The organism is Flavobacterium sp. (assembly GCF_035292545.1).
Classification (GTDB): domain Bacteria; phylum Bacteroidota; class Bacteroidia; order Flavobacteriales; family Flavobacteriaceae; genus Flavobacterium.
This window is the reverse complement of record NZ_DATDPV010000073.1, coordinates 194,372-204,877: the sequence shown is the minus strand read 5'-3', so window position 1 is coordinate 204,877 and position 10,506 is coordinate 194,372. Positions and strand designations below refer to the sequence as shown.

Annotated in this window: 13 protein-coding genes; all 13 read left to right on the top strand. The window is 30.4% G+C overall.

All coding sequences use genetic code 11. From position 1 onward, the window contains the following. Positions 1 to 280: 280 nt before the first annotated feature. On the top strand, positions 281 to 829 hold the full coding sequence (locus tag VI621_RS13065; RefSeq protein ID WP_324218840.1) for a hypothetical protein: 549 nt from the start codon (positions 281 to 283) through the stop codon (positions 827 to 829). 197 nt (positions 830 to 1,026) lie between these two features. After that, positions 1,027 to 1,527, top strand: coding sequence for a hypothetical protein (locus VI621_RS13060; RefSeq protein WP_324218839.1), 501 nt, complete (start codon positions 1,027 to 1,029; stop codon positions 1,525 to 1,527). Between the two features lie 174 nt (positions 1,528 to 1,701). Continuing rightward, positions 1,702 to 2,112, top strand: a complete 411-nt coding sequence (locus VI621_RS13055; protein ID WP_324218838.1) for a hypothetical protein — start codon at positions 1,702 to 1,704, stop codon at positions 2,110 to 2,112. 222 nt (positions 2,113 to 2,334) lie between these two features. After that, the gene (locus tag VI621_RS13050) at positions 2,335 to 2,904 is read left to right on the top strand and encodes a hypothetical protein (protein WP_324218837.1); all 570 of its coding nucleotides are present in this window, start codon (positions 2,335 to 2,337) and stop codon (positions 2,902 to 2,904) included. A 230-nt stretch (positions 2,905 to 3,134) separates the two neighbouring features. Continuing rightward, the gene (locus tag VI621_RS13045; protein WP_324218836.1) at positions 3,135 to 3,626 is read left to right on the top strand and encodes a hypothetical protein; all 492 of its coding nucleotides are present in this window, start codon (positions 3,135 to 3,137) and stop codon (positions 3,624 to 3,626) included. A 141-nt stretch (positions 3,627 to 3,767) separates the two neighbouring features. Next, on the top strand, positions 3,768 to 4,442 hold the full coding sequence (locus tag VI621_RS13040; RefSeq protein ID WP_324218835.1) for a T9SS type A sorting domain-containing protein: 675 nt from the start codon (positions 3,768 to 3,770) through the stop codon (positions 4,440 to 4,442). Positions 4,443 to 4,631: 189 nt separating this feature from the next. Then, on the top strand, positions 4,632 to 5,801 hold the full coding sequence (locus tag VI621_RS13035; protein WP_324218834.1) for an AbiH family protein: 1,170 nt from the start codon (positions 4,632 to 4,634) through the stop codon (positions 5,799 to 5,801). A 179-nt stretch (positions 5,802 to 5,980) separates the two neighbouring features. Continuing rightward, positions 5,981 to 6,520: a hypothetical protein gene (locus tag VI621_RS13030; RefSeq protein WP_324218833.1), complete on the top strand. Its 540-nt coding sequence runs from the start codon at positions 5,981 to 5,983 to the stop codon at positions 6,518 to 6,520. 206 nt (positions 6,521 to 6,726) lie between these two features. Then, on the top strand, positions 6,727 to 7,272 hold the full coding sequence (locus VI621_RS13025; protein WP_324218832.1) for a hypothetical protein: 546 nt from the start codon (positions 6,727 to 6,729) through the stop codon (positions 7,270 to 7,272). A 177-nt stretch (positions 7,273 to 7,449) separates the two neighbouring features. Further along, the gene (locus VI621_RS13020) at positions 7,450 to 7,908 is read left to right on the top strand and encodes a hypothetical protein (RefSeq protein WP_324218831.1); all 459 of its coding nucleotides are present in this window, start codon (positions 7,450 to 7,452) and stop codon (positions 7,906 to 7,908) included. Between the two features lie 832 nt (positions 7,909 to 8,740). After that, complete coding sequence (locus tag VI621_RS13015) at positions 8,741 to 8,971, top strand: hypothetical protein (protein WP_324218830.1); 231 nt, start codon at positions 8,741 to 8,743, stop codon at positions 8,969 to 8,971. Between the two features lie 191 nt (positions 8,972 to 9,162). Beyond that, positions 9,163 to 9,594: a hypothetical protein gene (locus VI621_RS13010; RefSeq protein ID WP_324218829.1), complete on the top strand. Its 432-nt coding sequence runs from the start codon at positions 9,163 to 9,165 to the stop codon at positions 9,592 to 9,594. 161 nt (positions 9,595 to 9,755) lie between these two features. Beyond that, complete coding sequence (locus VI621_RS13005; RefSeq protein WP_324218828.1) at positions 9,756 to 10,427, top strand: hypothetical protein; 672 nt, start codon at positions 9,756 to 9,758, stop codon at positions 10,425 to 10,427. The last annotated feature ends 79 nt before the right edge of the window (positions 10,428 to 10,506 follow it).

Below are 10,506 nucleotides of genomic sequence, written 5' to 3'. Positions count from 1 at the left end.
TGGAACGAATGATGCTGGAGAAAAATCAAAAGCTAAATATACAAACGCGGTAAAAATCAAACAGAGATTGAAACAATTAGGGTTCTAACAATGCCAGCAGCTAACAGCGGTTTGCGTCAATGGCTTTAGTTGTTTTTTCCTCCGGAAAAAACGCTGTTAACTCCAATTTTCGTCTATATTTGTAATTGTCAGTGATAGTTTCCGCCACTGAACGCAAGCAGCGGGACGTTATGTGTTATGCTATCACAGCAGAAAACGTAATCAAAAAAATAAAATAACTTTGAAGGAGAAAATATTTAAGATAATTCGTCAGCTTCTCACAATTTGGGGCGGAATTTCACTACTTGGCTTAATTTTAATTGGAGGCTATTTAGGGTATTCAATGACCCTTGCCAACAAAAATATTGAAGACAAAGCTACGAAATCGGACGTGAGATTTGTTTTAAATTGGTGTGAACTTGGTGATGAAAGAATAGAAAAAGTCAATAAAAGTTATACTTCTGGAAGATCTTTTACTGGTGACCATTTTGATGCATATTCAATCAAAATTTCAAACGTAACTATTGACGAACTTGAAAAACAAAATAATAGCACCGGCCAATGGTATCGTTGTGACAGTCTTCCTAAAATTTTAAACGATGCAGTTTCCTTCGCGGGAAGTTGGCAACACGAAACTCCATGGTTTCCGACAGAAAAAAAAATTAGAACAAAAGATTTTTATGTTTATCCTTGGAGTATATACTGTAATGGGATATCTCCATCCGGTGTCCAATTAATTTTTATTAACCCCAAAGAAAAAACAGTTTATTATATCGATGCAGAAATGTAATCAATTAAAAAAATAGCTTTAACGAATTAATAAAGCACAACACATAACAGCTGTTTGCATCAATGGCTTTAGCCGTTTTTTCCTTCGGAAAAAACTCTGTTAGCTCCAATTTTTCATCTATATTTGTGATTGTCAGTGATAAGTTCCGCCACTGAATGCAAGCAGCGGGACGTTGTAGGCAATAATAAATCAAAATTGTGGATAAAAATTTAATTTTAACAAGTGCATCATTAGTTTTTGGAATTGGGTATGTTGGCCTTTATATGTTAAATGGTAGAAACGAAAATCCATTAACATATAAATACAATGAATTGTTTAAAAACGAAAAACGAATAAATCATATTACATTTGCTCTTATATTTGCGGTTTTAGGCGTTATAAGATATAATAGTTTAACTCTTGAAACATATTATTTTTCACCAATCCTTTTTATAATATCATTATATATTTTTAATTATATAATTAAATTAATTTATAAAAGGAATATTTTAATTGAAATTAGAGGATCCGCTTTTAGTTCGATAATTAATAAAAGAGCAAAATTCATGGATAAATTTTTCGGTTTTTTAATTCTATTGATTTCGATGGCTGGACCATTAATAATGAAATATGATAAATTTGATGAAATAAATGCAGAGAGAAGAAAGTTTAAAAAAGAAATTACTGCCTACAACAGCGGTTTGCATCAATGGCTTTAGCCGTTTTTTCCTTCGGAAAAAACTCTGTTATCTCCAATTTTCGTCTATATTTGTAATTGTCAGTGATAGTTCCCGCCACTGTATGCAATCCGCGGGACGTTATGCGCTATTTATGACCAAAAGAACTCAAAAGGACATTGAGCCAAAATACATTATTGAATAAAACATTAAGCCATGATGACTAAACTAAACATTATAAAAGTTTTAATATTATCTACCATATTTTTAAGTGCTTGTGACAAATCAAACGATCTTAAAGATAAAATATGCGGCAACAGTATTAAATATTGGGATTATAACATGATGAGTAGAGATCAAAATGTTTGGTTTACGTTTAGCTTCGATAAAACAGGGCATGTTAAAAAATATTCTTTCTATAAAAATAAGCGGTGGCTATTTGAAGATTATCCTCGTGAGACCTCAGTAAGGTGGACAGTGTCAAAAGATTCTATTCTAACGTTTTTGGAGTCTAAAAATAAAATTGTTAATATCTCTGATAACTTTATCAAACTAATAGATTTACGAACAAATGAGGAATATATTTTATATAAAGCAAAGGGAAATTTAAACATTCAAAGTGAATAATGTAATTTGAAACAGTCGATGCGTTGGTCGGCATAATTAAAGACAGAAATGTAAACAGCGCATAACAGCTGTTTGCGTCAATGGCTTTAGTTGTTTTTTCCTTCGGAAAAAACGCTGTTAACTCCAATTTTCGTCTATATTTGTAATTGGCAGTGAGAGTTCCCGCCACTGAACACAAGCAGCGGGACGTTAGCGGCAAACTTGCCAAAAAAACACGGAAAAATGATAACAAAAAAAAGAATTATATTTTTAATATTTTTGGTTTTAACACAAATCATTATTTCGTGTAATTCAACTAAAATAATTCGTTCAGAATCGGATAAAAATTACGAAATACAAAAAAATGAAATAAATCACGAAGGAATTTATGTTTCAAAAGACACGCTTTATTCCATTGATAAAAATTATAAAAATGAAATAACAATACGTTTATTGAAACTGAACAAAGATAAAACAGTACAAATATCAAATCCATATACATTTAAAGAAGGCGAAAATAAATTGAATAACATAAATCTAACAGATTGGCTATTTAGTGAAACTTCATATAATTATACTCTAAAAGGCGAATCAAAACTAATCATAAAATGCTATGCCAAAAGAGCAAAAACTTGTTGGTATTGTTGGGGTGGACCTGGGCGAATTAGTGAAATTTCTGAAAAATTTGTAATTAATGGAGATACTTTAATAAGATTGAAAAAATCAAATAAAAACTTTAGAAAAAAATATATTTTGGATAGATCACTTAATATTAATCACAAAAAAATCCGAATTGGAAATGCTTGTTCATAAGTTAAAAAGCAACATTATAGTATAAACAAAGTCAGCCGCTAACAGCCGTTTGGCAAGATTTGGGTTTTAGGCTTAATTTAAAGTTTGTCTTGTATTTGGAAATTTTGTGTTTTACCGAAAAATAAATCTTAATTTAGTCCCCAACCTCGCCAAGCGGCGGGACGTTGTGTGCTAGTTAACTACAAAATTGCGTTAAAATAACAATAACTAATTTATTTCTAAATAATTACATGTATAAATCCATTTGTCTTTTATTTATTATCATTTTTCTACCAAGTTGTGAAAAGGAAATTAAAAGCTTCAAACCAACAACTAAACTAGAAAACATTATGAAAAATGTTGAGTTGAAAAATACTCTTTGGGACTTAAGAGTTGAAAACACATGTTTAACACGTGAAATTGAAAAAGACGAAAGTTTTAAAACTTTCTTGAAAAAAACCAATGATAAAGACTTAATTTCGCTCACTGAATGTGAAATTCCATTAATTCGTTGCTTTGCTTTTAAAGCTTTGGTTGAAAAAGAATATCCAGGAATAAGAGAAATATTATTGCGACATATAAATGATAATGAAATAGTAAAATTAAAAAATTACGACATAGAGTTAAGTTTAACTGTTAAATCATATATGTTAGAACAACTTAATCCATTTTCAAAAACAAAGAATAGATTTAATAAAACCGAATATATTAAAATTCAAGATTCTTTTTACAAAACGGAATAAAAAAAACCAGCACACAACAGCTGTTTGCGTCAATGGCTTTAGTTGTTTTTTCCTTCGGAAAAAACGCTGTTAACTCCAATTTTCGTCTATATTTGTTATTAGCAGTGAGAGTTCCCGCCACTGAACGCAAGCAGCGGGACGTTGGCAGAAACCTTTGAGCTACTCGAAACCAAGAAAATCTGTGTAGAGGTAATAACCATTATGAAAAAAATTATAACTTTAATTATCTTAATTACCAACCTGACAGTTAAAGCACAATGTCCAACTCCGTCAAATTTAGTTTATTCGACCGTTAATACTCAAGATGCATTATTAAGTTGGACAGAAAATGGAACTGCCACCACTTGGGATATTGCAGTAGTACCAGATTTTTATGTCGGAGCTCCCTTACCGTCAAATGGATGGATTTCAACGTCTAGTAATCCGTTTATATACATAGGTTTGCCACCAGGATGTAATGTGTTTTTTGTTCGGTCAGTTTGTTCACCAACAGATGTCAGTCCTTGGATAGCTGCTGCAACATCAGGATGCCCAATTAATGTATTTAACTATCTTGCAACTTTATCTAATAATAGCTTTCCAATTGTTAATAACAACAAAATAAAAATCTTCCCAAATCCATCAAGTAATGTTGTCCAAATAAAAACAAACTCAAAAGTTGATAAAATAACAGTATATGATTTTTTAGGAAAAGAAATTTTAACACCAACCCAAAACAATAATGAAATTAATGTAGAAAATTTATCTAAAGGTGTTTACTTAATTGAAGTTTATACAGAAAATGAGAAAATTTATAAAAAATTTATTAAAGAATAAACTATTGCTTAAAAAAGGCATCTGCCAACACAGGTTTTGCGCTATTGCGGTTTTTGTGTTTAATCTAAAGTTGGTTTTGTATCTTTGAAATCTGAGCTTAATCGAAAGTTTCGGTTTCTTTAGTCCGCAACATCGCAAAGCCTGGGAACGTTAGCAACAATAATTTCAAAACGGATAAAATTATTATAAATGATAAATAGACTTATTATTTTGGGGAATGGATTTGATTTATCGCATAAACTCAAAACAAAATATTCTGATTTTATCGAAAATTATTATTCAGGCATAAAAGATTCGTCATGGAAAGATGATTTACTTGAATTTGTAATTCCTGGATATGTGTTTGATAATATGAATTCACTAAAAGAAATCATGGATCACATGAGTTCTAGTCTTGGTGAATTTTCAATAATGCATCCAGAAAAAAATTTACATATAAATCGAAAACCAGCAATTCTTTTACGTAATCATTTTTTCTACGAAATATCACGTAAAATTGAATCTAACTGGGTCGATATTGAAATAGAATATTTTAATAAACTGCTCAATCTACTTGACCAGACTTCTTCAAATAATATATATGACGAGATTAAAAAACTCAACAAAGAAGTAGATTCAATAGCCGAAAAATTTGAATGCTATTTATTTGAACATGTTAAATCCCAAATTGGCGTAAAGTATAATGAAAAAACAGCTCAACTATTTGAAGATAAATTAATTCGGGATTCAGAGAGTATCGAAGAATTTCTTAAAGAATTTCCAGAAAGTTACGCCAAAACGATTAGATATGATTTATTGAAAGTTTTAAAAGATAATAATAACATGACAAAATTCGATGAAACACTTATCTTAAATTTCAATTATACAAATACTGCAGAAGAATTATATTCAGACAAACTTAAAAATTATAAAACTATAAACATTCATGGAAGTTTAAATGATATGGAAAATCCAATCAATTTAGGCTTTGGTGATGAAATGCATAAAAGATATTCAGACATTGAAGAGAAAAACGAAAATGAATATTTAAGACTCATGAAATCGTTTGCATATACAAACACTGACAATTACAGAGAATTATTTAATTTTATTGAAGACAAAGTTTTTCAAGTCCACATTATGGGACATTCTTGCGGAATATCTGATAGAACATTATTGAATGCAATATTTGAAAATAAAAACTGTAAGTCAATAAAAGTATTTTATCACAATTACGATAAAAAAAATTCTAAATCTCAAAATGATAATTATTCAGAAGTTGTTCGAAACGTTTCAAGACATTTTAACCAAAAGACACTAATGAGAAATAAAATCGTAAATAAAAGTTTAAGCTCAGAATTACCGCAATTCAAAATATAATTACAGTTGCTAACAGCGGTTTCGGGAGATTGCTGGGCTTGGTCAACTTCCGAAAAAACTACGTTTTTTCAAAAGTCGTCTTGTACTTGGAGAATTAAGTCTTAAATTCGTCGCAACCTCCCGAAGCCGCGGGACGTTAGCAACCATTGAACCGAAAACTGAAACTTAAAATTAAATCTTTGAAATCAAAAACACATTGGCTTTTAATAGTTTTAACATCGTATCTTTTGATTTTTGGCGTTTGGTCATTAATTTTCACACTTAATTTAGATATGTCGAGGAGTAAAGAAAATAAATTTTCTCAAGATTTTTGGATTGTTATAGACGTTTTCTGTACCATTTCGCTCGGAGTCGGAATATCAATACTTTATTTTTTAAAAAGAATAATTGTAGACGACAATTCAATTAAAATAAAGTTTTTTTTTAGAAATAAACGCTTTGAATACAAGAATGATGAAATTTTAGGATTTGCTCAACATTTTTCATACGGTCGATATAAAAACGTAGAATCCTTTCATTTTAAAACCTTTGATAATAAGACTTATATGTTTAGCGATTCTGAATTTTCTAATTATGTCGAAATTAGTAGTTTTATTGCACAAAAGACAAAACAACTAGAAATTAGTAAATTTCATAATTTGCCAATCTTTTTATTGATTTTGTTAGTTTCGGGTTTTGTATGTACAACTATTATCTATACTACATTATATTTATTTTAATAAAATCAACGGCTGCTAACAGCTGTTTGCGTCAATGGCTTTAGTTGTTTTTTCCTTCGGAAAAAACTCTGTTAATTCCAATTTTCGTCTATATTTGTGATTGTCAGTGATAGTTCCCGCCACTGAACGCAAGCAGCGGGACGTTAGCCGTCAGTTTGGCTGAACATAGAAAAAAAATACTAAAAATTAAATTCAATAGAAATAGAATGAATAATTCTTTTAGCATAATTTTAATATTATTGGGAATTTTGACAGCTTTCATTTTCTCTATTTTTTTCTTAAAATCATTCATTGAAAGAATAATAGAACCAAAGTTTGGTTTAATAGAAATCCTAAATTTTGCTAAAGCAAATAATTCAATATACATTGAGCACAAGAAAGTAAGCAAAAAGGAATTTGAATTATATAACGAAGTGGATATAGAAAAAAGTCTTTATAAAACTTACTTAAGAAACTCATATTTCAAATTAATAACTTATTCAAAAGACAAAAATCAATTTGAACTAGATTGGATTAAAAAAACTAAATGTATTGGGCCAAATTTTATGATTGAAATACTAATGGGTGAAAATTTAAAAAATATTGTGGGAACAAAATATATTAAAGAGCAAAATGTTGAAAAATTGAACGCAATACAAACCGAATATGAAACAAAAAAAGTTTTAATAAATGAAAATTGTCCTGCGTGTGGAACAAAAATAGAAAAAGAGAATACAAAATGTAAAAAATGTGGACTAAGTTTAAGTGTATAAAAAAACCGAACGGCTAACAGCTGTTTGCGTCAATGGCTTTAGTTGTTTTTTCCTTCGGAAAAAACGCTGTTAATTCCAATTTTCCTTTATATTTGTGATTGTCAGTGATAGTTCCCGCCACTGAACGCAAGCAGCGGGACGTTAGCGGTCAGCTAAGAAAAATGAAAAGTTATGAACATGATTGAACTAAAAGAAAGACAAAATATCTCTGACAACATTAATTTAAGTAAAATTTATGTCCAACTCGCAGAACTTCTAAAGGAATTAAAAAAAAAGCAATTACCGCATAAAATAATTGAATCTGTTAATCAGGATATTGAAGAAATAAATTCTACATCTCTTACAGATAATGAATTAAGGAAATTAGTAAAACAGAAGCAAACGAGAATCATAAAACTAGTTGAAAAGGAACTTAAAATTGTACCCAAAAACTATTATCGCAATCTTTGGTTAGTTGTTGGTATGTCCGCTTTTGGATTGCCAATTGGAGTTGTTTTTGGATTAAGCATTGGTAATATGGGGTTATTAGCATTAGGTTTACCAATTGGTATGGCGATCGGAATTGTAGTAGGTTCTGGAATGGACAAAAAAGCTTCTGTAGAAGGAAGACAATTAGATGTAGAAATAAAATATTAAACTTCATCGCATCTAAAGAGAAAAATATAGCCCAACCGCTAACAGTGGTTTGCGTCAATGGCTTTAGTCATTTTTTCCTTCGGAAAAAAAGCTGTTAACTCCAATTTTCGTCTATATTTATGATTTTCAGTGATAGTTCTCGCCACTGACCGCAAGCAGCGAGACGTTACCAGCAAGTGTTTTTCCAAAAAACCGCCGACAGAAATAACGCTGAATAGTTTCTGAATTTCTGACCACTTCTACTCGACTTTTTAAAAAATTCTCAGCTGAATTTAAACTTGGTTCATAATCGAAATTTGAATTTACAAAGCGGACAAAAATTAACAAACTGTTGAAAAACGAAATTTACAAACGAATAGAATTCTGGAAAACAGTTTGCAGAAAGTTGCGGTTAAAAAGTTTACGAAAGACAATTGAAATGCAGAAAATTATTAGCCGAAAATCGAGCCGGTGAAAAAGCAAGAACGAGCGAAGCTCGATTTTTTTGAGATTTAATGAAGTAAATTCAGAAAAGTTTGCGGCTGACAACCGAAACGCAGAAATAATCCTAACGATGAAATGACAATTAAGCGACAACACCTACTGGTAACAGCTGTTTGCGTCAATGGCTGTAGTTGTTTTTTCCTTCGGAAAAAACGCTGTTAACTCCAATTTTCGTCTATATTTGTGATTGTCAGTGAGAGTTCCCGCCACTGAACGCAAGCAGCGGGACGTTGGCATACATTGTGGAAAAGGGAAAAATAAAAATCTATCTTAATATAATTATCGCGAATGTAATTTCAAAGTGGATCCTTAATTTTAGCTATGTATTTGACAATAAAAAATATGAATAATGAAAACTGAAAATAAAATATTTATAAAATCATTTTTGATATCGGGACTAGTTTACGCTGGACTAATGGCAGGATTTGACTATTCTGATGGGCAATCATTTAGGATATTTAAATTCTTATTGCACTTTTTCTTCTTTGGCTTGTCTATGGGTTTATTGTCTAGATATAACTATAAAAAACAAATGAAAAAAGAAATGAGAAAAACTGAAAATAAAAAAACAGAATTATAAACTGAATAAAAACAACGAAATGCCAACAGCGGTTTGCATCAATGGCTTTAGTCATTTTTTCCTTCGGAAAAAACGCTGTTAATTCCAATTTTCGTCTATATTTGTGATAGTCAGTGACAGTTCCCGCCACTGCTTGCAAGCCGCGGGACGTTGGCAGAAATATATATGAAAAACAAAAATAACTAACAGAAATGAAATTAAAATTAATAGGACTTGGAATAATATTTTTACTGATTTCATGTAAAACTTATACAATTACACCCCAAAGTTTCAAAAGTCAATTTACTAAAACTGACAATAATAAAATGAAAGAAGTTGAGACTAATAATCCACTTTTTTACAAAAATTTTAAATACTTATCAAACGATATTAAATATCTAAATGCAACAGACAAAAAAGGAAATGTAGTTTTTGTCCAAAATTCTCCTTCACTTGAAATGAGAGTAACATTAATAAACGGGAAAAAGAAATATTTTTATTTCGATACTGTAACATTGGAAAATGACACTTTAAAAGGCGGTAAATCAAGATTTATGTCAGGATTGAAGAATATCATACCTTTTGACAAAATTGTTAAAATAGAATTGCAAGAAGGTGGAAAAAACTATTACTATAATAACTAAGTACAAAAATACTTCTGCCAACAGCGGTTTGCGTCAATGGCTTTAGTTGTTTTTTCCTTCGGAAAAAACGCTGTTAATTCTAATTTTCGTCTATATTTGTGATTGGCAGTGACAAGTCGCGCCACTGCTCGCAAGCCGCGGGACGTTAGCAGATATATTAGATGAAATCACTAAAAATCATACTTACATTTATAATTTCACTTCAACTTTTAAGTTGTGAAAAGACATTGAGTACTCTACAAATTGAAAAAAATGCACTGGATGAAGTCTTTTTAGAAATTGTTGATTCGATTTATATGGATCGGAGAGTTATGTTGCCTCCACCAAGTCCAAGATTAGATTTTAAAACAAATAAAGAAGATACAGTAGGTTATCACGACAAGTTGAAAAAATATTGGAGCTATCAGGATAGTATCAAAAAAGATACGGCAAAAATAATAATCGGTGTAAATGATTACGTCGAAAAGATTTGGAAAAACGATAAACAACAAATTTTGGAAATGTATAAAGATTCACTATTTGTGTATGACAAATCAAAAGATATCAAGCATTTCAAATTAAATCTATCTACGTTTAAAAACAATAAAAAATTTGCTTTTAAATACTTATCCGAATTCCCCGAAGTGAGATTCTGGGATTATCAAAATAATTTGCTTCCTGTTGGTTCTATTTCAGTTTCACGAATCCAGTTTAATAATGCCCAAACTTCTGGAGTTTTAGCTGCTAGTGCATCATGTGGCGGTGGAAAATGCGGGCGAGGATTTTTGATAGTTATAGAAAAAAAATCTGGAAAATGGAAAATTGCAAAAATTATTCATACATGGCTTTCGTAAAATACATCTGCTAACAGCGGTTTGCAGCAATGGCTTTAGCTGTTTTTTCCTTCGGAAAAAACGCTGTTAACTCCGATTT

What these genes read in the sequence shown, in the direction of transcription:
- VI621_RS13055 (WP_324218838.1), top strand. Translation starts at nt 1,702, where the DNA reads ATGATGACTAAACTAAACATTATAAAAGTTTTAATATTATCTACCATA.
- VI621_RS13050 (WP_324218837.1), top strand. Translation starts at nt 2,335, where the DNA reads ATGATAACAAAAAAAAGAATTATATTTTTAATATTTTTGGTTTTAACA.
- VI621_RS13045 (WP_324218836.1), top strand. Translation starts at nt 3,135, where the DNA reads ATGTATAAATCCATTTGTCTTTTATTTATTATCATTTTTCTACCAAGT.
- VI621_RS13035 (WP_324218834.1), top strand. Translation starts at nt 4,632, where the DNA reads ATGATAAATAGACTTATTATTTTGGGGAATGGATTTGATTTATCGCAT.
- VI621_RS13025 (WP_324218832.1), top strand. Translation starts at nt 6,727, where the DNA reads ATGAATAATTCTTTTAGCATAATTTTAATATTATTGGGAATTTTGACA.
- VI621_RS13020 (WP_324218831.1), top strand. Translation starts at nt 7,450, where the DNA reads ATGATTGAACTAAAAGAAAGACAAAATATCTCTGACAACATTAATTTA.
- VI621_RS13015 (WP_324218830.1), top strand. Translation starts at nt 8,741, where the DNA reads ATGAAAACTGAAAATAAAATATTTATAAAATCATTTTTGATATCGGGA.
- VI621_RS13010 (WP_324218829.1), top strand. Translation starts at nt 9,163, where the DNA reads ATGAAATTAAAATTAATAGGACTTGGAATAATATTTTTACTGATTTCA.
- VI621_RS13005 (WP_324218828.1), top strand. Translation starts at nt 9,756, where the DNA reads ATGAAATCACTAAAAATCATACTTACATTTATAATTTCACTTCAACTT.